The sequence below is a fragment of the Paenibacillus sp. HWE-109 genome (genome assembly GCF_022163125.1).
Lineage (GTDB): Bacteria > Bacillota > Bacilli > Paenibacillales > NBRC-103111 > Paenibacillus_E.
The window spans coordinates 4,717,917-4,740,787 of sequence record NZ_CP091881.1 but is presented as its reverse complement, the minus strand read 5'-3'; the positions used below and the strand labels follow the sequence as shown (position 1 = coordinate 4,740,787).

The following is a 22,871-nucleotide window of genomic DNA, read 5'->3' as shown; positions in this document are numbered from 1 at the left end:
TGCAATCGATGAGTACAAGCGAAGCGACGAAGAAAAGTGCTGTCATTATTTTGAGTGGCGGATTAGATAGTACTACTTGCATGGGGCTTGCCAAAGAGGCAGGCTATGAGCTATTCCCGCTTTCTTTTGACTATGGGCAGCGTCACAAAATCGAGATTGAAAATGCCAAGCAAGTTGCTGAGCATTACGGTGTCAGCAAGCGTCATAAGATCATCAAGCTGGATTTCTTGCGTGATTTCGGTGGAAGTGCACTAACGGATGACAGTATTGCTGTGCCTGATGTGATGAATGGGGAACAGGCCGCAGAAGGGGAGTCAGAGATTCCAGTTACCTATGTGCCTGGACGTAACCTGCTCTTCCTGTCCATTGCCACCTCCTATGCGGAAGTGACAGGTTCGGAAGCCATTTATATCGGTGTCAATGCCTTGGATTATAGCGGGTATCCGGATTGTCGTCCGGAATTTATTCATAAAGTTGAAGAAGTTATCGCTTTAGCGACGAAGGTCGGTGTAGAAGGCAAGGGCATCACGATCGAGACGCCGTTAATTGATTGGACGAAAGCAAAGATTATCGAAGAAGGATTGAAAATCGGAGTGCCGTATGAACTTACGACCTCCTGCTACAACGGAAAGACGGAAGCATGCGGCGTTTGTGACAGCTGCAGACTGCGCTTGAAAGGTTTTGAGGAAGCGGGTTTCAAAGACCCTATTCCTTATCTCGTTTAAAGCTTATGACCAGGGTCATGGTGGTTGATGACGATGCCGACATCAGAGAATTGATTCGCGTCTATTTGGTTGGTGAAGGTTTGACGGTCGTGCAGGCTAGCAATGGTCAAGAAGCGCTCAAAAAGCTAGAGGCAACGCCAGCAGATCTGGTGGTGCTGGATGTCATGATGCCTTTGATGGATGGTTGGGAGTTATGCCGCGAATTAAGAGAGCGGTATAATGATCTTCCGCTGTTGATGGTAACCGCCAAAGGCGAATCTGTTCATAAGGTGAAAGGGTTCCAATTGGGTACGGATGACTACTTAGTGAAACCTTTTGATCCCGTGGAGCTGGTTCTGCGGGTCAAAGCACTGTTGAAAAGGTACCGGATCAATGCATCGCAAACCATCACATTAGGCGATGTCATCATTGATCGCTCGGCTTTCGAGGTTCGGCTCCAAGAGCAGCGTTTTGCATTGCCTCTGAAAGAATTCGAAGTTCTCTATAAACTGGCCAGCTACCCGGCCCAAATCTTCACCAGAACCCAACTGATTGAACAAATCTGGGGGATGGATTATGAGGGTGACGAGCGAACGGTCGATGTTCATATTAAAAGGTTGCGAGAGCGCTTCGAGCCGCTTACCGAGGAGTTTCATATTGCGACAATTCGCGGACTGGGCTATAGGCTTGAGGTGCGGTCATGATTAAATCCCTCTATACGAGAGTGGTTTTAACGTTTTTAGCGATTGTTGTCATAAGCGTATTGGTTGCTTTTCCGCTGGCGACTTTCATGTTCACTAATCGCCTCTCAGCGGAGGTTCAAGCCGAGATGCTGGCGATGGGCAAGCAGTTGACTGCCCTGACTGAAGACATACAGCCCAGTAATTTAGAAGCTTTTTTGTCTGGGACCAATCGGCTTAATGAGAATTATAGTTTTACCTTGTTTGACGATAAGGGACATCCCTCAACCCCAATCATGTTGGATAGAAGAGGGCTCCCGCGTATTCAGGCTTCAGAAGTGGCTGCCGTCCTGGCCGGTGACATTTATAAGAGTCTCGATTATGAGGGCTCCAGAGATCCATTTAATCGCATTAAAGTCGGGTTGCCTTTTCATATCGATGGCAAGGTGTATGCCTTATTCATCCATCCGAATATTTCGAAAGATGTGCAGCGTCAAATCCAGAAGCTTATTATTTATGTGCTTGTTATCGTTCTTGCTGTTGGCAGTTTGCTCATTCTGATTGCTTCGCGGTATTTGGTAAATCCACTCAAGAAGCTTACCCTGGCGACGGAACGTTTATCCCGCGGCAATTTCAACGTTCATGTCTCTGTCAAACAGAAAGATGAGCTGGGTATGCTGGCACATAGCTTTAATCATATGGCCGGCGAGCTGAAGCAGCTCGAACAGATGAGACAAGACTTCGTCTCGAACGTCTCGCATGAAATTCAGTCGCCGCTGACGTCCATTCGTGGTTTCTCCAAGGTGCTGCGCAATGCAGACCTCGATGTGTCGGAACGCAATCATTATTTGGTGATCATTGAACGAGAGAGTGAACGGTTGTCCCGTCTTAGCGAAAACCTGCTTAAGCTGGCTTCGCTGGAATCGGAGCATCATCCTTTTCACCCAACTACTTACGATCTAGATGAACAACTGCGCAGAGTCGTTGTCTTCTATGAGCCGCAGTGGTCGAGCAAGCAGTTAGACTTGGATTTAGAGCTTCCTCGTGTGAAAATTACCGCTGACAGCGACCAATTAAGTCAGGTGTGGATGAATCTGCTTGGCAATGCCATCAAATTTACACCTTCCGGCGGCGCGATTCGAATTCATTTGCAACCGCTGAATGATCGGATTCGGATCAGTATTCTAGATACAGGACGGGGAATCCCGGCAGTTGATCTTGAGCGCATTTTTGACAGATTCTATAAAGCGGATGCAGCCAGAGAGCGTGAAACAGATGGAAGTGGTCTGGGGCTGGCTATTGTGCGTAAAATTGTTGAATTGCATCATGGCGTGATTGAAGTCCATAGCGAAATAGATCATGGCACACGGTTTTCAGTGACGATTCCCATTATGAACTATCCGAATAAAAAGCAGGCAGAGAAACCCTGATATTATTTTCAGGGTTTTTTTGGTTTGTTCATATTGGGTTCATATTGGACGTGTATCTTAGGTTTATAATCATTTGATGAGGGGAGTACAGGAATGAATCGACTTACACACTTTTCCATGAAAAATGTTTCGGCATTATTCATAATCATGATCATGCTTTTCGTAGGCGGACTTTATTCAGCTACACAACTTAAAGTAGAGAACATGCCGAACGTTTCTTTCCCGGTAGTTGCTGTAACGACTACGTATACAGGAGCTCCAAAGGATGTCATGGATGAAATTACCGATCCGATCGAAGAAAAGCTAGCGAATCTCGAAGATTTGGATTCGATGCAATCAACGTCGAGTGATAATTTCTCCATGGTTATCATCATGTTCAAACAAAACGTCGACATTGATAAGAAAAAACAAGCAGTACAAGACATGCTGGCGGAAGTTAAGCTTCCTGCTACAGCGGGAGCTCCTAAAGCTTCCACATTCGGGGCAGCTTCATTCCCTTCCAACTATCTAGTTGCTTACGCCAATGACGGGGTAAGCCAGACTGAACTAGACAAGTCCTTTAAAGATAAGATCAAGCCAGGGCTTGAAGGGATTAAAGGGATTGACCACATGGACGTTATTGGTGCCAGAAGCACATCTCTGGATATTGAGCTAGATGCTTCAGCCCTTGATGTTTATGGTTTGTCACCAGGCATGGTGAGCAACGCGATTAATTCCGCCGCGGCTGCAAGTCCGATTGGCAGCGTCGAAATTAGCGGCAATAACAAAATGACGCGTGTTACCGGTAATTTATCCAGCTTGTTCGATCTGGAGCAAGTTGAGATTACAACGCCTAAAGGCGATGTTGTTTTACTTAATCAAGTATCCAAAGTTAAGGCTATTACGGAGTCAGACTTCAATGGTCGATTGGATGGCAAACCAGCGATTGGGTTGATTTTGTACAAAGCTGGCAGTGCCAATGCGGTAGAATTCTCAGGTTCGATTGAGAAAATGATTGAAGAATGGCACACAACGCTTCCTAATATTACGTTCAAAAATACGTACAACAGTGCCGATCAAATTAAAGAATCGATCGCTGGGCTTGTCCGTGAAGGTATTGTGGGAGCCATTCTAGCCTCCTTGATGATTCTCGTTTTCCTAAGAAACGTGCGGATGACGTTAATTGTTCTAGTCTCAATTCCATTGTCTATCTTGATTACCTTGTTGTTAATGTCCCAGTTGGGCTTAACCCTCAATACGATGACGCTGGGCGGTATCTTTATCGCCGTAGGACGTGTCGTCGATGACTCAATTGTCGTTATTGAGAATATTTATGCTTCCTTGGAGAAGGCGCAGGAACGCAAAGAATCTGTTATCGCGTTAGCAACGAAGCAAGTTTCCATGGCTATTACGTCTTCAACGCTTGCCACGGTCGGCGTTTTTGCTCCACTGGCATTGGTAACCGGCGTGGTTGGCGGATTTTTTAGACCTTTTGCATTAACAATCGCTTGTGCTCTATTATCTTCCTTAATTGTTGCTTTAACCGTGATTCCGATGTTGTCCAAACTGCTTGTGCTTCGCAGTAAGCCAGGCAAGGTGCAACATGATGAAAACAAACCGACACGTTTGACAACATTCTATGAAAAAGTGTTAACGTGGAGTTTGACAAATCGCATTAAAACACTGCTTATTTCATTGCTGCTGCTCGTTGTCACGATCGCAGGAACCGTACCTTTCCTGTCCGTTGCTTTCTTGCCAGCTTCCAAACCATCGACAACACTATACTTCCAGTTGAAATTGCCGTATGCCACTTCTTTTGAGGCGACGGATGCGAAAACCAGAGAAATCGAAACCTTTTTCCTAGGTGCCAAAGATTCTACGGGTGAGCCTGTGTTTAAATTTGTTGAAGGCTTGGTCGGTTACGCTGGGAAAGATGATGAACGGATACCGTACGCATCGCAAATTTTCGTTCAATTGAATGATAAAGTTGATCCTACCCTAGTAACTGCTGAAATGAAGGCTTATATCTTATCCGAATTGCCTAACGGTTCGGAAGTAGAGTCCAAGTCCATGGAAGGCGACTTTGGCGTTGCATCGACAGACTTCGCTTACACCTTGCAAGGTGAAGATCAATTGCAATTAGAAAAAGCGGCAGGCATAGTGAAGGAGAAGCTGCAAGCTTTCCCAGAACTTAGCGAGATTGCCGACAATTTAAGTGATGCGAAAACCGAAATTGAAATCGCTGTGGATCAGAAGAAAGCAAGAGCGTATGGCTTAAGCTCATCCTCAGTTCGAGATACAGCGCGTGCATGGATTCAGAAACAAAGTTTGGGCGACATGAAGTTTGACAATATCGTCTATACAACAACAGTATCGCTGGATAAAGTGGATAAAGATACCCTTGAGAAATTGGGCAATATCCCATTAACCGCTACAAACGGATCCAAAGTACTGCTCAAAGAAGTTGCCAAAATCAATGAAATTAAAGGCGCTGCATCATTGGCGCGTGAAGATCAGCAGCAGCTTGTCAAAGTTACAGCGAAAATTAACGATAAGAACAAAACAGCCGTCAGCACTAAGCTAAGCGCTGCATTGAAAGAAGTTCAATTGCCAGAAGGCGTAACGCCGAAAGTTACAGGCGTGTCGGACGATGTTAACGACAGCTTCAAACAATTGTTCGTTGCTATGGCAGCTGCCATCTTCGTTGTTTACTTGATCATGGTTCTTGCCTTCGGCAATGCCAGCGCACCTTTCGCGATTCTATTCTCACTACCGCTCGCTGTTATTGGGGGACTGCTCGGACTTGTTGTTGCCAGAGAACCGTTGACCGTAACCTCCATGATCGGATTCCTCATGCTGATTGGTATCGTCGTGACGAACGCGATTGTCTTAATTGACCGAGCGCAGCAATTGCGAGATGAAGGTTATACCGTACGTCATGCATTGATCGAAGCAGGGAAAGTCAGACTTCGTCCGATTATTATGACGGCGGGCGCTACGATTATGGCCCTCGTGCCTTTAGCTTTAGGAATTTCTGCTGAAGGCGGGTTAATCGGTAAAGGATTGGGCGTTGTAGTTATCGGTGGTTTGATTACTTCAACATTGCTGACACTCGTTGTCGTGCCAATCGTTTATGAATTGATTGAAAGCACGAAAAACCGATTCAGTAGTAAGTTCAAACGCAAAAAAGGTTCCGAACAAATAACACCAAGTACGTTAGAGGTATAGGAGGCACATAGATGATCAACGATCGTTCGCACAAAAGGAAATTCAAATATCGCGGGATGGGCGTGATCGCGCTGCTTACAGCAGCCGCGCTCCTCGCATCAGCTTGTTCTGCTCCCGGAGCAAATGGGGCTGCAACGGTTCAATTAGCACCACGCACCGTGAAAACGGAAGATATTAAGAAGCAAAAAATTAGCAATCCTATTGAACAGGTAGCCGATGTTGCGGCAGGCACGACACTGGATGTCGTAGCCAAAGCGAACGGCGAAGTCACGCAAGTGCTGAAAAGCCGCGGTGAATATGTCCAGAAGGGGGATGTCCTCTTCGTTCTGGACAATAAGGATGCCTTGTCAAACAAACGTAAGAGCGAGCTGTCCGTAAGAAGCGCACAAGAGTCCTTGCAGCAAGCCAAGGATAACAAAGTAAATAACCGCAAAGATTTGGCGGACAATGTCACTCGTTCCCAAACAGCCTTGAAGAATGCGCAGCAGGATTATAATAAAATCCGCAATGATTTCGATGCGGGAACAGCTGTTCAACACCAGGTAGATCAAGTGAAACAAGCATTGGATAACGCACAGATGAGTCTGGATGCGGCGCAAAGCAAGCTGAGCTCTTTCGATAACTCGGATTCGATTTCCTCCATTTTGACGCAGGCGGAGTCAGCCAGCTTATCTTTGGATGACGCCACACGCGCACTTGAAAACTATGAAATCAAAGCTCCAGGCAACGGCGTGTTAACAGATTTTAATATCGTTGTTGGACAAACGGTGAATGCCGCTGCAGGCAAAGTAGGCCAAGTACAGCAAATTGATCCGATCAAAATCAAAACGGAGCTTTCTGAGACCAACTATCAGCTCACCAAAGGCAAAAAAGAACTTATTTTCTATAATCCAGATCAACCAGATAAAAAGGGAACAGCCCAAATTAGTTATTTAGCGCCGATTATGAGCGCTGCAACCAAAACGTATACGTTGGAGTTGGATGTGCCGAACAGCGATCATCAACTGCAGCCAGGCAGCCGGTTCATGGTACAATTGACAACGGAAACGGAAGAGAAAGTAGTTGCGATTCCGACCTTGAGTATCATTCGTGAAGAATCGAATACCTTTGTATTCGTGAAACAAGGCGATCAATATCAGAAACGCAAAGTGAAACTGGGACGAATCAACGGCGAATATCAGGAAGTGCTGGAAGGTGTCAAAGACGGCGAGAGCTTAGTGGTAACCGGACAAAACACGTTGAAGGATGGACAAAAAGTAGAGGCGGCGGCAGCTTCAGCCGCACCTACCGCGACACCAGCAGCGAAATAAATGACTAGATCCCTTAATCAGACATCGATGAACATTTTACAAGAAGGAGAATTCTAAATGAAAAAGAATCCATGGAAAACAAGCCTCACGGCTATCGTACTGGGTACTATGCTAGTGCAAGGCGGTATGACCGCATGGGCGGCTGATACCTCAACACCTGTGAATGCAGCGCCAACAGTAAATTACGGATTGACGGCTGATATTCGCGCAGCAATCAAAAATGTCAGCGTGACGCCTACGGCGACGGGCTCTCAGCTTGCGGTGACGGTTCGATTATATAATGGTGGAGCTACACAGAACCGTGTGCCGGAGCACGAGCTTCGCGTACAAACCACAAGCGGTGTATCCTACACGTTGAAATCAAGCGCGAGCAACAAAGAATCTTTGCAGCCCAAAGAAATTGGCGAGCTCGTCTATCTGAGCGCGATTGACAGCAAAGAGATCGGGCAGCTTGCCCAGCTTTCCTTCGTGAATGTGGACGTCTACTCCTATCCCAAAGTGGAGACTACGTTGCTGACAATGCCGACGAATTCCGTCTGGTATGGCGGTACGGGATCAGCAGCTCTGCTTAATCTGGGCAGCTTGACCTGGGGTCAGACCTTCACACTTCCTGGTGTGAATTCGGGCTTGACGTATACGCCAGTTGAAGCTTCCATGCAGAACACAGCGACAGGCCGCGTAGCCGTTGTTACGGTCTTGGCGAGCAATCCCGGTGCAGGACGTGAAACGATTCCTGCATTCCGTGTGGATGCTCAATCCGAACAGAAAAACTATGAAGGCAAACGTGCTGAAGCAGAATCAATCTCCTTGGAAGCAGGAGAAAAGAAGTACATTCATTATGCGATTCCAGTTGAAAATGGCGTGACATTGTCCAACTTGCTCGTGCTGTCCACGGACGCCTTCGTGCCTAAAGGCGGCGGCCAAGCAGCAGAAATAGCAACGGGCAAGCTGGCGATCACATGGCCCAAAGCTGAACAAGTGAACGCTGGTACCGTGCCATACACGATCGGACAACCGATTTCGTTCGATAACTTAACCAACGTGGTTGACAAGAAAACGGAAGTCTCGCTCGTTGAACTTCATCTTCATGAGAATCCAGGCGAGGGCTACCAAACCGCGGTCGCGAAATTCAAGTTAACGAACACAAGTTCAACACCGACGGCGATGCCGACATTCCAATCCGACTTGGTCAGCTCACAAGGCGTTACGTACCAAGGTGCTCGCCAAGCGAATGTGACACCGATGTTGAACCCAGGACTTAGCTATGTAGTTAGCTATTCCTATATTGTTCCACAGTCCGAAAAAGGCACGAGCTTCACGTTGAAGCTGCTTGATGCTGCTGCCGCGGCACCTTACACGACAACGATTGCTGCTCTGCAAACGGATGTTCAGAAGGAAGGAACGGAGTCCACGATTTCCATGTATCCGTTCGATTTGGTTTTCAATGATGTTTCAGTCTCGACGCAAACTACTGCGCAAATAACATATACGTACTTGTTCAAACTTGATTTAGGGATTACACAGAAAGAAAATGTTGTTGTAGATAACAATTTCTCCAAATTAAGATTCGAAATCGTGGATAATGCGGGACGAGTTGTTGGTTCGAAGGATGCCACGTTCACTGGCGTTAACAAATTAATCAGCGGCAAGCAAATACTGGATGCATCAAACATCACGTCGGATCAATTCAGCTACCCGTTCACAGTGAACGTTTATGAAACGATTGAAACGCAAAATGGGACAGCGAAGCGTCTGGTGAAAGTAATTAAAGGATAATTACACACGGGCTTTCACTGATTTGGCATAATCCGATGGTGACATGCCAACCGTTTTCTTGAAATCTCGCGAGAAATAGTGAATGCTTGTATAGCCGAGCATCGTCGAAATCTCAGTGAAATTATAGGATTCTTCACGAATGAGTGATTTAGCCTGTTCGATTTTGAGCGACTTGAAAGTTTCCATGACCCCGGTTTGCAATTGGGATTGGAAGAGTTCTTTCAAGCGACTTTTACCCAAATGAAATGTTTGACATAGATGATCCAGGGTGAAGGATTGAGAGAGATTCGCCTGCATATAGGTAACAATTTGCTGAACAATTCGTTGTTCAGCTTTTTCTTTTTGCACGGAGGATTGCTTCACGGTTTCGGGAACACAAGATTGGCCTTGATTGCGAATTAAGGTAATGAGCAGCAGTTCCAGACTGGATTTAATGACTTGTTCGGAGCCAAAAGGCGCCGTCGGATTCCTTTGGAGCACATGAACGGCAGGCTGGTCAAACGGCGGGAGAAAGGCCTGAAATCCTTCCTGAATGATCAGGGACAGCATATTCCGCTCTTTGTCGCCCAGTGACATAATGCGATTCTCGAAATGGGACATGGCGGCGGATGAACAGTCGAAACAAATGACAATCAGATTCGGCGGTTTATGTTCATGTTTCACATTGACTGTATGGAATTCCTCGGGTTTATGAAAGATCATGTTTCCTTGACGAAGCGTGTGCAGATGATCATCCGCTCGCACCTCGACTTCACCTTTATCGACATAAAGAAACTCCCAGAAGTCATGCTGTTCTCCCTCGAAGACGTAACCCTTGGCATATTCGAAATAATGAAAAGAAATCAGGTTCTGTATGGTTACAAGCTCTTGAAGCTGCATCCTTGGAAATTCCATGCTGTTCGTCCTTTCTACCTCTCGTAAATGGATACAGCCTCATTTTATCATACTCATTTTTGGAAAGTACAAATAAAACGGCTTTTTGGATAAATCTTCTCCGTCCCGGCTCTCCTATAATGAAGAGAGAGACGGAGGAGATAACGATGAAAAAAGGAATCAATATGTGGTCATTTCCGAGTTCACTAACGGTGAAACAAGCGATCACGCTAGCGAAGGAAGCAGGATTTGATGGGATTGAGCTTGCTTTAAGCGAGACTGGAGAATTAAGTCTGGAAAGCAGCGCAGAAGAAATCCAAGGTTACCTTGCGTTTGCCCAAGAGACAGGCATCGAAATCAGCAGCTTGGCAAGTGGTTTATATTGGGATTATTCCTTAACAAGCGGACAACCTCAAACTCGTGAGAAAGCGAAAAGCATCGTCAAAAAGCAGCTCGAGTTTGCTTCTATCCTCGGTGTGAACACGATTCTGGTCGTGCCTGGAGCCGTTGGGGTTGATTTCATTCCAGGTGCCGAAGTTGTTCCTTATGATCAAGCTTATGATTATGCGCTGGAAGCGTTCCAAGAGCTTGCAGCTGAAGCTGAGGCGCGCAACGTCTCCATTGGCATAGAGAATGTGTGGAACAAATTCTTATTGTCGCCTCTGGAAATGAGAGACTTTATTGATAAAATCAATTCGCCTTTTGTAGGCGCATACTTCGACGTAGGAAATGTCTTGTATGCGGGTTACCCGGAGCATTGGATTGCCATTTTGAATAAACGGATCAAGAAAGTGCATTTCAAAGATTATCGCCGCGCTGCGGGCGGGCTGCATGGTTTCGTGGATTTGCTGGCAGGCGATGTTAATTATCCGGAAGTTGTCAAAGCACTTGAATCCATTGGCTATAACGATTATGTGATTGCCGAGATGATTCCGAGTTATACACATCACGGTGAGCAAATTATTTTCAATACATCTGGTGCAATGGATGCAATCCTTGGGAGGAAGAAATGATGCTGAAAGTAGGATTAATCGGAGTCGGTTTCATGGGACGTACCCATATTGAGAATTATATTCGATTGGAAGCGGAAGGCGTTGCGATCAAGTTAGTCGCTTTATGCGATATTGATGCCAATAAGCTTTCAGGTCAAGGATCTGGCGGCAATATTGAGACAACGGGATCAAGCATTGATTTCAATCAATTTCATAAATATACGAGTGTAGCTGACATGTTGGCAAATGAGCAGTTGGACTGTGTGAGTATTACACTGCCCACTTATTTGCACAAAGAAATATCCATTCAATGCTTGAATGCGGGGATTCATGTCCTGTGTGAAAAGCCGATGGCGCTGAACGCAGAAGAGTGTCAGGAAATGATTCGGGCTGCGGAAGCGAATGAGAAGCAATTGCTAATCGGGCAGTGTTTGCGATTCTGGCCTGCCTACGTGTATCTCAAGCAAGCTGTAGAAGAACAAACATATGGCAAAGTGCTATCCGGCTATTTCTACCGCGGTGGCGCTACTCCAACTTGGGGACCGTGGCTGATCGATAAGGACAAGAGTGGCGGCGCTCTGCTCGATATGCACGTTCATGACATTGATACGATCAATTGGTTGTTCGGGAAGCCGGAATCCGTCTCCTGTTTGGCTAGGAATGTTGTGCCTGGCAGCGGGTACGATGTTGTATCCACCAACTACCTGTACGAAGATGGCAAAGTCATTAATGCGCAAGCGGACTGGACACTGGAAGGCGACTATGGCTTCGACATGCAGTTCCGTGTGAATTTCGATAAAGGCAATATCATTTTCCAAGGAAATGGTTTGAAAGTGAATGTGAATGAAGGCGCAGGTTTTGAGCCTGAGATCTCAGCAGAAATGGGCTACTACGAGGAAATTAAATATTTTGTTGAAACATTGCTTCGCGGTGAGCGTATTCCAGCAGCGACGGCTGTCAGCACCAAGGATAGCATTGAAATTGCAGTAGCAGAAATTGCCTCAGCAGATAGCCGCGGCGCATGGGTTCAAGTTAAATAATTTAAAAGTAACGAGCCTCCAAAACCATATGCGATATGGGGTTGGAGGCTTTTGGCTTGAGCAGGATCGATGGATATTAGTAGCATTTGACTGAAATCGCTTACGTATCCTAAACTAAAGGCATTTGAATTGAGGGTAAGGAGCATACGAAGTGACACATACAGAATCAGTGGCATCTTGGAAAAAGCTTAGTCTGTTCGCGGTTACATGGCCGATCTTCGTTGATTCCGTACTGCGGATGATGCTCGGGACGGCCGATGTATTTATGCTAAGTCGAATATCGGATCAAGTAACCGGCGCGGTGGGCTTAGCGAATGAAATTATTGTATTTTGCATTTTGATGTTTGGTTTCGTTGGCATCGGAACAAGTGTCGCCGTGGCTCAGAATTTGGGGGCAGGCCGACCGAAGGAAGCAAGTCGAATTTCAGCGCTGGCGATTACGATCAATTTAATTTTTGGCGTTATCGTCAGTATTGCGTTAGTCCTTTTTGGAGAACCCTTAATGCGTCTAATGAACTTAGATCCGGGTCAAGTAGCCATTGCGAAGAAATATTTAAGTCTTATTGGTGCTTTTATTTGGGTGGAAGCTTTATCATACGCGATCTCCTCTGTCCTTCGCTCGAACGGTCAGACGCGAGACGTGATGTATGTGACGCTAGGCGTAAATATCATCCATATTGCAGGCAACAGCCTGCTGATCTTCGGTAATCTGGGATTCCCGGAATGGGGAGTAACCGGCGCCGCAGTGTCAACGATTGTCAGTAGATTGTTAGGACTTATCGTACTAATCATGATCTTGTATCGTCGTATTCCTGTACGAATTCGTCTCCAAGATTACATCACTTTCGATCGTAAAATCGTGAAACAGATATTAAGCATCGGGCTGCCTTCTGCTGGGGAGCATCTGTCCTGGCAGTCGCAGTATTTGATGATCGTCAGTTTTGTGAATATTATCGGTCAGGTGGCACTAAGCACACACGTCTATGTCATGAACGTCACGAACTATTTCATGGCGCTTGGGATGGCTATCGGAATGGGAACCGAGATCATTATTGGTCACATGGTAGGCGCCGGTGAGTATAAAGCGGCCTATCATAGACTGTTAAAAAGCTTGCGCATTACGTTTGTCGTGACTTTTGCGGTTGTCGGGATTGCCGCTATTTTCCGCAAAAGCATCTTGGGCTTATTCACGGATAATCCGGATATTATCGCAATGGGTTCAACCATTTTACTGCTCTCCGTATTGCTAGAGCCTGGTCGAACGTTCAATCTTGTCGTCATTAATTCCTTGCGGGCGGCAGGAGACGCCAAATTCCCGGTATTCATGGGCGTGCTATCCATGTGGGGCGTGGCCGTGCCGCTAGCGTACTGGCTGGGCATTCATATGGACATGGGCTTGCTAGGGATCTGGATCGCATTTGCAGTCGATGAATGGGTGAGAGGCTTAATCATGTACCTGCGATGGAAAAGCGGCGCGTGGAAGAGTAAATCGCTGGTTAAGCCAATGAGCAGTATCGCGCTAACCGAATAATCTCCAGAAAAGAGGCTGCCCTTAAGTCATTAAATTGACTTTTGAGACAGCCTCTTTTCATAGGATAGCATCAAGGAGATTTGATACCAGCATAGACATGGATCGCATCTCTCAGAAATTCAGCCGTGCCAGGCTGCTTTTCATCATAATATGCTTTGAACCGTTCATCGTCTACATACATTTGAGCAACGCCAGCATGAGCTTCTTTGGTATATTCGCTCCAATAATAGGACAACCACGTTCGATGCAAGTGAGCCGCTTTCTGGGCTAGTATACCTGCAGGATCACCGGTTTGGAACGCTTCTGCCAAAGTAGACGTCACTTCGCCCGTCAATCGGGTGAGTTCTTCATGTTGTTCCTGTGTCATGTTTTTTACTTTTTGGTTGGATGCATGGATGGTTTCATCCCCATATTTCTCACGGAGTTCTTGGCCATATTTCTGTTCATTCTCCTGGATCATGTTCTGTTTAAAGCCTTCGAATTTCTCTTTATCCGTCATCGTTATTCTCCCTTCGGAACGCGCAATGGTTTTCTCCACATTCGCAATCAAAGTATTCAATTGGTTTCTTTTATCGAGGAGTTGTTGATGATGTTCTTTAAGCGCTCTGGCTCCGCTGAAGGAGGGGGCTGAGATGATTTCCTTAATACTTTCCAGACCCACGCCTAGTTCCCTGTAAAAAAGAATCTGCTGCAGTCTGTCGACCTCGGCCTGACCATAGATTCGGTACCCTGATGAGTTGATTCTTGCCGGCATAAGAAGCTCAATTTCATCATAGTAGCGAAGCGTTCTAGTACTGACTCCAGCGAGCCGAGCTAGCTGCTGTATGGTGTATTCCATCTGTTCACCTCCTGACAACTTAACTGTACAGCTTTACGCAGCGTGAATGTCAAACACTTTTTTGAAACTTAATGGTAATACAATCCAGTTCCATTGAATAGGATGATACAAGCCTGGGCCTGTACGTATCAACTGATGAATGGGTGATTGGATTGCAAACGATGCTTAGTTTTTTGTTGTTGGGGATTTCACTTTCAGCGCCGATCGGCCCTATTAATGCTGCGATGCTGGATAGAGGCATCAAAAGAGGCTTTCTTCATGCCTGGATGGTGGGAATCGGGGGTATGCTGGCTGACGTAGTGCTTATCGTCCTCATTTATTTTGGGCTTGTCCATTTTTTGACGACACCCTTCATGAAAACATTTCTCTGGATATTCGGAGCTTTTATCTTACTCTACTCCGGCATTGAAAGCTTAATGAGCGCTGGCAAGCTGCAGGGGAATGGGAGTCAGTCGGAAGAAACGATGACCAAATCGTTCCTTTCCGGTTTTCTCATGTCGATCACTAGCCCTCTGTCGATTCTCTTCTGGGTAGGCATCTATGGGTCTATTTTAGCTGAAACGATAGCGGTTTTTGATAGAAATCACGTGTTGTTGTACACGGGTATGTTGTTCGTGGGCATTGTAGTGTGGGATATTTTTATGGCTTCATTAGCCAGTACGTTCAAAAGATTTCTCACGCCGCGTTCACTTACCGTCATATCCGTCGTCTCGGGATTATCCTTGATAGGTTTTGGCTTGCACTTTGGTTTCAAGGCTTTTCATGCGTTGGTCGGTTAGACGCGAACTCTCTTTTTCCATGTAAAGCTCATTCCGATAGCAATTAAACTAATGGCAGCCGTTAACAAGAGACTGATCCAGAAACCCGGACGGCTGGTCGGATGAAATAAAGTGCCGCTGATGGCTGCGAGAATAAGCGCAATACCCAAGTATCGCTTGATTTTCCCCCATGCGTTGAGCGGAAGTAAGCGGCCTGAAGAAAGCAGGATAAATAACCAATTCAAGAGCAGCATGATGCCGGCAGCCGTTGTAATGTAAGCGTATAGTTGTTCAGGCAACAAGAGCGCCATTACAACCGCTGATGCGAGACCTCCAGTTGTAAACCCGATGGCAGGAAGCGGCATCTTTCTCTTGCCATGCGTCTGTTTGGCGAATATCGCAGGAGCATCATGATCTTGAGCCATGGTGAAGAGAATCGTCGTAACGGCGAACAAAGAAGCTACCATCGTAGAGAATCCCGCTATGATTAGAATAGCATTAAAGGCATGGGGGACGAAGGGGAGCTGGTACGCGCTCAAAGCAATCTGGAAAGGGCTCTCTTTTCCTTGCAAAGCAGCGAGTGGCAGCAGCGTAAGCACGAGGACTAGTGAGACGATATAGAGGATGGTCAACAGCAGAAGCATGATATTTCCTGCTTTGGGTGCGTCTTCCGGCTTCCGAAGTCTGGCCGCCATAAGTCCAAGAATTTCAATCCCGCCAAAAGCATAAAAAGCATAAATAAGCGAAGACCAGGACCCGAGCAGCCCAGAAGGCAAAAAGGTCTCTTTCGTCATGGGGAAATGCGGCTGATGGCCGTTGCCTGAGATAAATCCGAGGAGTGCGGCGCCCGCTATCAGGAGAAACATCACGATCGCCGAAACTTTGATCCAGGCAAAAATGCGTTCAGTTCGTTCGAAGACTTGATTGCCAGCCAGAATAACGCCTAATCCAAGAACCGCATATAGACAGGAGAATACCCACATCGGAATCCCCGGAAACCAGAAGCGTGTGAATAAGGATAAAGCGGTTAATTGACTCCCCATCAATAAGAGTTCAGAACTCCAGTACACCCATCCGTTTGCAAAGCCTGCCCAGCGTCCATAAGCCTTTTTGGCGTAGGTTTCAAAGGAGCCTTGCTGGGGATCGGATTGTGTCATTTGAGCCAAAACATCATAGACGATATAAGTGCCTATTGCCGCGAGTATAAACATGAAAAGGATGGAACTGCCGGCCATTTGTATACCGATTCCTGATCCAAGAAAAAAACCGGTGCCAATCGTGCATGCGACGCCCAGCAAGGATAACTGCCACCATGTCAACGTGGCGGATTGCTCTTTTTTCAGCTGTTTAGTCATAGCGCTCCCCATTGCAAAAAAGGATAATAACGTCTGTTATTATCGCTTGACCATTGGTAGAATATACATGGGGAGTTCAAGCTAAGCCATCAGCGCGAATAAGTGATCATCCTTGCTAATCACATCAAAAGAAGCTAGCTTGGCGCTCGGAACATTATGACATCGCCCTGTATGCGATTCAAATGTCCACCCGTGCATGGGACATTCCAACTCGCCATTTTCGAGTTCGACCGTATAGCCGGAATGTGGGCAAACACTGGATAGAAGTTGATATCCGTTATCTATTTCTGTTAGAAAATACGCTCTGCCCAGGAGATGAACCTCAGCAGGCAATGTAGTAAATTGGTCTTTGGCGCCAAGTAAAATTTCTTTCATAAGGAAGTCCCCTTTTGGATGAGATATCTCATTTTATACCAAAAGGGAGCTGTAAGGCTATACACAAAGGAGATTAGGAAATATGACACCGCTAACTTTATTACAGCAAGCATTTCAGCGCACCATCTACCCCGTAGGCGGTCACGGCAAAAGAAATATCCAAGTATTAAAAGAGGTTCTGAATCACTGCGAGGATGAACTGGATAGTGATAATTATGGGAGCGGACCGCTAATTGAGGATTTCCAGAACGATATGGCCCGCTTTTTTGGCAAAGAATCAGCCGTCTTCTTTCCAAGCGGAACAATGGCCCAGCAAATTGCTTTGCGGATCTGGTGCGATGCCCAAGGGATCAAGAAGGTCGCTTACCATCCTTTGAGTCACCTGGAAATCCATGAAGAAGGCGGATTGAAGGAGCTGCATCAGATCGAAGCCATCCTTCTAACGGATCAGGACAAGCTTATTCGACTCGAAGATGTCGTGCAGTTGAAGGAAGACATTGCTTGTTTGCTGTTAGAGCTGCCGCAGCGCGAAATTGGCGGGCAACTGCCTGCGTATGAAGAGTTGGTCGCTATTTCCGCTTACTGCCGTGAGAAAGGGATCAAGCTGCATCTGGATGGTGCAAGACTCCTGGAGGCGCTGCCTTATTATCAGAAGACTGCGGCGGAAATTTGTGAGCTTTTTGACAGTGTGTATATGTCCTTCTATAAGGGGATAGGCGGGATTGCGGGAGCAATACTGGCCGGCGGCGAAGCCTTTACGCAAGAGTCGAAGGTTTGGAAAAGACGGCATGGGGGAGATTTAATCAGCCTTTATCCCTATATTCTGAGCGCAGCTTACTATTTCAAACAACGACAGTTTAAAATGAGACAATACTATGAGGAAGCGATAGAATTAGCTGCTCTGTACAACGACTGCCCGGCAGTTGAAACGCTGCCAGTGGTACCCGTAACCAACATGTTTCATGTTCATATTCGTCTCCCCAAAGAAAAGCTGGAAACCCTTCTGGTCGCCATGTATGAGGCAACGGGGGTGGGCTTGACCGCTTATCTCAAAGAAGTGAGTGAAACGAGCTGTGCTTTTGAGGTTTGGATTGGTGATCGGTATGGGCAAGTACCGAAAAAGAAGCTTGCGCATGCTTTTGAATGGTTGAAGACAGCCTTGCGAGCCGTTTAAAATTACGCGGATAACCCCACACTGGTGCTAAGGAGCGCAAAGGGGGAATTAGTATACTTTTTACAGCGATTAAACCAAATCTCGCGCAGAATGGCGAAGAACCTTTTGATGATGAGAATTATTTCTTCGAGCCTAAGTGGGATGGTGGGCGCATTCTCCTTCATAAACAGGGAAGCCGCATGGAAGCTTACACACGTGCTGGGTACAAGGTGACAGATAAATTCCCTGAATTAAAGGAGCTTGCGCTGAGTCTGAAAGCACATACGGCTATTTTGGATTGTGAGGGAATTGTGCTGCGGAGCGGCAGGCCGGTTTTCGATGATTTTACATATCGGGGGCGCATCCAGCTCGCGGCTGCTATCAAGCTAGCTAGGCAAAGTCATCCTGTTACGTTCGTTGCTTTCGATGTCTTGCTAACGAAGTCAGAACATATGAATGAACCCCTTGCAGAGCGGAAGAAACGACTGACTGACATCATTGAACCTTCGCCTTTACTCATGACAACCATATACACGGTTGGAGAAGGTAAAGCGCTATACACGTTAATGGAAGAGCGGAATATGGAAGGGATCTTAGCGAAGCGGAAAGATTCCAAGTACTTGCTCAATACAGTGAATAAGGATTGGCTGAAAATAAAGCATATCAAAAGCATGGATGTCCTCATTTTAGGATACCGAACAAAGCCATTTTCCTTAGTTATCGGATTGAATTTCAGGACGGTGAAGAACAAACCCGTTGGCCTTGTATCGGAAGGTATTATTGAAGCAGACAAGCAGCTATTCCTGGCATTAAGCCAAGACTTGTTATCCCATCAGGATGAGAAGACTCAGTGGCTGAGGCCAAGCATATGCTGCCGCATCGATTATCGCGATCGAACAGATGCTCACCAGTTAAGGGAAACGGTATTCCGGGGTTTCCTGTCGGAAAAGAGACCAGAGGACTGTGTATGGAAGAGTTGATACCTATTCATCCTCTAACCCAAAAAGAAAAAGAACCTAGCCGCAAGCCGCAAGCTAGGTTCTTTTTCTTTTTGTCTCAGATGGTGCTCAGGAAGTTGATTTACTGCGCATCTTGGAGCTGAGAAGATGAATCTGACCTTCGATGACATCGCTTGCTTTGTCAAGAAACTGAGTAATAAATTCAAGCTCTTCTGGCGTATAGGAGGCAGCTAGCTTGATCATTTCGGTATGCAGCGGATGGTATGTGCTGCTGACCTCTTCTTTATATTCATAGACGGGGACAATAATGACTTTACGACGGTCTTTAGGGTCATTTTCCCTGCGAACATACCCATTTTTTTCAAGCCGGTCAATTAAAGCGGTAACGCTGCCTGTTGCAAGTCCGGTTAGTTTGGACAGCTCTCCAGCGGTGATTGGACCTTTTTCGCGTAAAATATCCACAGAGATATAGTCATTATTATATAACCCGAGTGATGCGGCAACATTTTGCTGGTATAAAACGGTTCGGGTTCCCAGCCCGCGCATGCGCAAAGTGAAATTTTCTTGCAAATCGGTGGGTTGATCTTGTTCATGACGCGACATAAGATAATCTCCTTTATGAACAACGAATAATAGAGATATTTGAACATTGAGATACTAGGATTTATAAGGTTAATCAAGTTCATTCTATCTAAATCATGAAAGATTTGCAAAGCCCGTCATGGATGTGAGAGAAGCTGAGTCTGTTCCTCCAGGATCGTGCTTGCTTTGCTTAAAAATTGCGTAATCAGGTCAAGCTCTTCAGCCGTATAAGAGGAAGCTAGTTTAAGCATGGCTTGATGAAGCGGGGAGTACGTAGCACTGAATGCTTCTATCGATTCATACTCCGGAACAATAATGACTTTGCGGCGATCCTGAGGGTCATGTTGTCTTCGAACATAGCCGGTCTTTTCAAGTCGATCTATCAAGGCGGTAACGCTGCCTGTCGCAAGTCCAGTCAATTTGGAGAGTTCGCCAGCTGTAATTGGCCCCTTTTCGCCCAAGATATCTACGGAAATAAAATCATTATTGTATAAACCAAGAGAAGTTGCAACATGTTGTTGATATAATACTGTTCGGGTTCCTAGTCCTCGCATACGCAAAGTGAAGTTTTCCTGCGGATCCGTCGTTTGATCTTGTCGATGGCTTGACAAAAGGCAAACCTCCTTTTAAAATAAAATTATCTCGATTATCAAGATATTCGTTTAACGAGATACTTGATATGTGTGATAATATAATCTCATAGTATCGAAAACAGAATTAAATTGCAAAGGGAATGAGAAAATCAAATTGTTTACGAATCGTGAGGAGGATCATTGTGAGAGATACGATTCATATAATTGGAGCCCGAGAAAACAACTTGAAAAATATTTCACTATCCATTCCAAAGTACAAGCTGGTTGTCCTAACCGGTCCATCGGGATCAGGCAAATCCACATTGGCTATGGACACACTTCAACGTGAATGCCAGAGGCAGTATCTGGACTCTATGGGGATGACTTCCGATACCATCGGCAAGCCGAAGGTGGATGCCATTGAAGGATTATCGCCTTCCATCAGCGTCGGCCAGCATGTCACCAACCGCAACCCACGCTCTACCGTCGGTACTGTGACTGATATTTATACGTTCGTTCGGTTCATCTTCTCCAGACTTGGGGAGCGGATCTGTCCATTCTGCAGCGGCAGCATACCGCCGTCATTCGAGCCGTTAGGCGCAATGGCCGAAGAAGATGAGGCTATGGATCACCTGACAACGAACTGCCCGCATTGCGAGGCAGAGCTTGAGAAGCTGGGCATGTCACACTTTTCCTTCAATAAGCCGGAGGGAGCCTGTGAAGCATGCAGCGGATTAGGACATGTGGCTAGTATTAATGAAGCGGCTGTCTTCCAATCGGAACTCAGTTTGAGCGCGGGAGGGGTTGCCTCGTTGAACGGCGTGCACCGCGATATTCAGACACGCATTCTCGTCGCGGCTGGAAAGCATTACGGCTTCGTCTTCGACCCGGATCAGCCATTGAAAGAGTACGGCGAAGTGCAGCGAGATTTGCTTTACTACGGTGCCGAGAGTGAGGCATTCAAACGCCATTATCCGCATGTGAAGGCCGCTCAAGGAACGAAATTTGAAGGTGTCATACCTAGTTTGTGGCGACGCTACAAGGAGAAGGAAGGGGATGCCGGAGGCAAGGAGAAAGAAGGCGGCTTCTTCCATGAGCAGCTGTGCCCCGAATGCCTTGGCGCTCGCCTCAAAAAAGACGTACGGCTGGTTCGGGTTGCGGATTCCACTATCACAGAGGTATCCCAGTGGTCGCTTGGCGATGTCTACGAATGGACGAAAGGGTTGCAGGAGGCGATGCCCCCTGAAGGACTTCATCTCTTGGAGCCAATTCTTCATGACATGCCCTCGCGGCTGAAGCGGATTATGGATGTCGGACTCAGCTATCTGTCGATGAATCGGCAGACAGTGACACTGTCCGGAGGAGAGGCACAGCGTCTACGGCTGGCTTCGCTCCTTGGTTCTGGTTTAACCGGCGTGCTGTATATTCTGGATGAACCAACGACAGGCCTCCATGCGCGGGATACCATTGGCTTAATTCGCGTACTCCAACAGCTGCGTGATCTTGGCAATACCGTCCTTGTCATCGAACATGATGTGGAGATGATGCGTGCGGCAGATCACATTATTGATATTGGTCCAGGAGCTGGTTTACAAGGGGGGAACGTTGTAGGCGAAGGAAGCTTAGAGGATTTGATGTCGAGCGAGCTATCGGTCACGGGAGCCTATCTAAGAGCAGAAAGACTGCCAGCTCTAGCGCGCATCCGAAGGAAAGGGAGCGGGCAGCGAATTACGATCCGGGAGGCTAACGTACGCAATCTCGCTATTCCCGTCGTTTCATTTCCGCTTGGCTGTCTAGTATCGGTAACTGGCGTATCCGGTTCGGGTAAATCCACGCTGGTCTTTGATATTTTGGCCAATGGAAGTTCCGTAGGCGCCGAACAATCGGGATGTAAGGAAATTGCAGGCTTGGAGCAAGTGGGAAATATAGTTATCTTTGATCAATCGCCGATGGGGAGAATGCAGCGTTCTAATGTGGCGACCTATACCGATATGTTTACGCAGCTTCGCCAATTATTTGCTGGATTGCCTGAAGCCAAGAAACGAAAGCTGACGTCAAAGCATTTCTCATTTAATACGCCAGGAGGGCGTTGCGAGACTTGCCAAGGGCTAGGCGTACTCTCCGTAGATATGAATTTCCTTCCCGATCTGGAAGTAAAGTGTTACGATTGCAAAGGCAGAAGATTTACGGATGAAGTCCTGCAGGTTAAATATGAAGGATTGTCAATCTCGGATCTATTGAACTTGTCGGTGCAGGAAAGCTTGCCAATCCTGAGGACTGAGCCTAAGATTGTCGGATTAATTGAGATGTTGTGCGAGGTCGGACTTGGTTACCTGAAATGGGGGCAATCGGTCAAAACCTTGTCCGGCGGCGAGGGCCAGCGGATCAGACTAGCCAAAGAACTAAGCAAACCGTCCAAAAACCATACGCTCTATCTGCTCGACGAACCAACGACAGGCCTTCATCCATCGGATATTAAGCAGCTTCATACCTTGCTTAATAAACTTGTCGATACGGGAAATACTGTAGTCGTTGTTGAACATAGCCTGGAATTGATCCGGGAGTCGGATTGGGTCATTGATATCGGTCCGGAAGGAGGCTCTGCGGGCGGCAAACTTGTAGCCGAAGGCACGCCGGAGCAAGTCGCCGAAGCAGCGGGTTCGTATACAGGGAAGTTTTTAAAGCGGATTTTGACGGAAGGGTTCTGATTGCCCGAGTGGAAGTCTGTTCAAGATT

At 46.6% G+C, this 22,871-nt stretch carries 19 protein-coding genes; 13 read left to right on the top strand and 6 right to left on the bottom strand.

The features are described from left to right. Positions 1-8 precede the first annotated feature (8 nt). The 6 genes from queC (at position 9) to LOZ80_RS20290 (ending at position 9,107) form a co-directional block, all read left to right on the top strand. Complete coding sequence (gene queC, locus LOZ80_RS20315; protein WP_238166425.1) at positions 9-725, top strand: 7-cyano-7-deazaguanine synthase QueC; 717 nt, start codon at positions 9-11, stop codon at positions 723-725. 5 nt (positions 726-730) lie between these two features. Beyond that, on the top strand, positions 731-1,408 hold the full coding sequence (locus LOZ80_RS20310) for a response regulator transcription factor (protein WP_238166424.1): 678 nt from the start codon (positions 731-733) through the stop codon (positions 1,406-1,408). Then, positions 1,405-2,814, top strand: coding sequence for a sensor histidine kinase (locus LOZ80_RS20305; protein ID WP_238166423.1), 1,410 nt, complete (start codon positions 1,405-1,407; stop codon positions 2,812-2,814). Before LOZ80_RS20310 ends, LOZ80_RS20305 begins: the two co-directional genes overlap by 4 nt. A 93-nt stretch (positions 2,815-2,907) precedes the next feature. Continuing rightward, positions 2,908-6,021 (top strand): efflux RND transporter permease subunit, encoded by a 3,114-nt coding sequence (locus LOZ80_RS20300; protein ID WP_238166422.1) that lies wholly within the window; start codon positions 2,908-2,910, stop codon positions 6,019-6,021. Between the two features lie 11 nt (positions 6,022-6,032). Next, positions 6,033-7,331 carry an efflux RND transporter periplasmic adaptor subunit gene (locus LOZ80_RS20295; RefSeq protein WP_238166421.1) on the top strand — a complete coding sequence of 433 codons (1,299 nt, stop codon included), beginning with the start codon at positions 6,033-6,035 and terminating at the stop codon, positions 7,329-7,331. Between the two features lie 57 nt (positions 7,332-7,388). Continuing rightward, positions 7,389-9,107 (top strand): hypothetical protein, encoded by a 1,719-nt coding sequence (locus LOZ80_RS20290; protein WP_238166420.1) that lies wholly within the window; start codon positions 7,389-7,391, stop codon positions 9,105-9,107. Here LOZ80_RS20290 and LOZ80_RS20285 read toward each other — a convergent pair whose 3' ends face one another. Further along, a complete protein-coding gene (locus LOZ80_RS20285; RefSeq protein WP_238166419.1) occupies positions 9,108-10,001 on the bottom strand; it encodes an AraC family transcriptional regulator in 894 nt (297 codons plus the stop codon). It lies immediately after the preceding gene. Between the two features lie 146 nt (positions 10,002-10,147). Between LOZ80_RS20285 and LOZ80_RS20280 the strand changes: the two genes are divergently transcribed. From LOZ80_RS20280 to LOZ80_RS20270, 3 genes are all read left to right on the top strand, one after another. Beyond that, positions 10,148-10,993, top strand: a complete 846-nt coding sequence (locus tag LOZ80_RS20280; protein ID WP_238166418.1) for a sugar phosphate isomerase/epimerase family protein — start codon at positions 10,148-10,150, stop codon at positions 10,991-10,993. Then, positions 10,990-12,012 carry a Gfo/Idh/MocA family protein gene (locus tag LOZ80_RS20275; RefSeq protein ID WP_238166417.1) on the top strand — a complete coding sequence of 341 codons (1,023 nt, stop codon included), beginning with the start codon at positions 10,990-10,992 and terminating at the stop codon, positions 12,010-12,012. The genes LOZ80_RS20280 and LOZ80_RS20275 overlap by 4 nt, the downstream gene beginning before the upstream one ends. Positions 12,013-12,163: 151 nt before the next feature. Then, positions 12,164-13,543, top strand: coding sequence for an MATE family efflux transporter (locus tag LOZ80_RS20270; RefSeq protein ID WP_238166416.1), 1,380 nt, complete (start codon positions 12,164-12,166; stop codon positions 13,541-13,543). 70 nt (positions 13,544-13,613) lie between these two features. On the opposite strand, the gene LOZ80_RS20265 is transcribed toward LOZ80_RS20270, so the two are convergent. After that, positions 13,614-14,381, bottom strand: a complete 768-nt coding sequence (locus LOZ80_RS20265) for a MerR family transcriptional regulator (protein WP_238166415.1) — start codon at positions 14,379-14,381, stop codon at positions 13,614-13,616. Between the two features lie 152 nt (positions 14,382-14,533). Here LOZ80_RS20265 and LOZ80_RS20260 point away from each other — a divergent pair, with 152 nt between their 5' ends. Then, positions 14,534-15,160 (top strand): LysE family transporter, encoded by a 627-nt coding sequence (locus LOZ80_RS20260; protein ID WP_238166414.1) that lies wholly within the window; start codon positions 14,534-14,536, stop codon positions 15,158-15,160. Here the strand turns inward: LOZ80_RS20260 and LOZ80_RS20255 are convergent. Then, the gene (locus LOZ80_RS20255; protein WP_238166413.1) at positions 15,157-16,494 is read right to left on the bottom strand and encodes an amino acid permease; all 1,338 of its coding nucleotides are present in this window, start codon (positions 16,492-16,494) and stop codon (positions 15,157-15,159) included. The two genes, LOZ80_RS20260 and LOZ80_RS20255, sit on opposite strands and share 4 nt — an antisense overlap. An 81-nt stretch (positions 16,495-16,575) precedes the next feature. Continuing rightward, complete coding sequence (locus LOZ80_RS20250; protein ID WP_238166412.1) at positions 16,576-16,869, bottom strand: Rieske (2Fe-2S) protein; 294 nt, start codon at positions 16,867-16,869, stop codon at positions 16,576-16,578. Between the two features lie 82 nt (positions 16,870-16,951). Here LOZ80_RS20250 and LOZ80_RS20245 point away from each other — a divergent pair, with 82 nt between their 5' ends. Both LOZ80_RS20245 and LOZ80_RS20240 read left to right on the top strand, forming a co-directional pair. Then, a complete protein-coding gene (locus tag LOZ80_RS20245) occupies positions 16,952-18,043 on the top strand; it encodes a threonine aldolase family protein (RefSeq protein ID WP_238166411.1) in 1,092 nt (363 codons plus the stop codon). 47 nt (positions 18,044-18,090) lie between these two features. Next, positions 18,091-19,002: an ATP-dependent DNA ligase gene (locus tag LOZ80_RS20240; protein ID WP_337951037.1), complete on the top strand. Its 912-nt coding sequence runs from the start codon at positions 18,091-18,093 to the stop codon at positions 19,000-19,002. Between the two features lie 87 nt (positions 19,003-19,089). Here LOZ80_RS20240 and LOZ80_RS20235 read toward each other — a convergent pair whose 3' ends face one another. After that, positions 19,090-19,584, bottom strand: coding sequence for a MarR family winged helix-turn-helix transcriptional regulator (locus LOZ80_RS20235; protein ID WP_238166410.1), 495 nt, complete (start codon positions 19,582-19,584; stop codon positions 19,090-19,092). A gap of 116 nt (positions 19,585-19,700) precedes the next feature. Beyond that, on the bottom strand, positions 19,701-20,117 hold the full coding sequence (locus LOZ80_RS20230) for a MarR family transcriptional regulator (RefSeq protein ID WP_238173052.1): 417 nt from the start codon (positions 20,115-20,117) through the stop codon (positions 19,701-19,703). 221 nt (positions 20,118-20,338) lie between these two features. On the opposite strand from LOZ80_RS20230, the gene uvrA reads away from it, so the two are divergent. After that, the gene (uvrA, locus tag LOZ80_RS20225) at positions 20,339-22,843 is read left to right on the top strand and encodes an excinuclease ABC subunit UvrA (protein WP_238166409.1); all 2,505 of its coding nucleotides are present in this window, start codon (positions 20,339-20,341) and stop codon (positions 22,841-22,843) included. Positions 22,844-22,871: the final 28 nt, after the last annotated feature.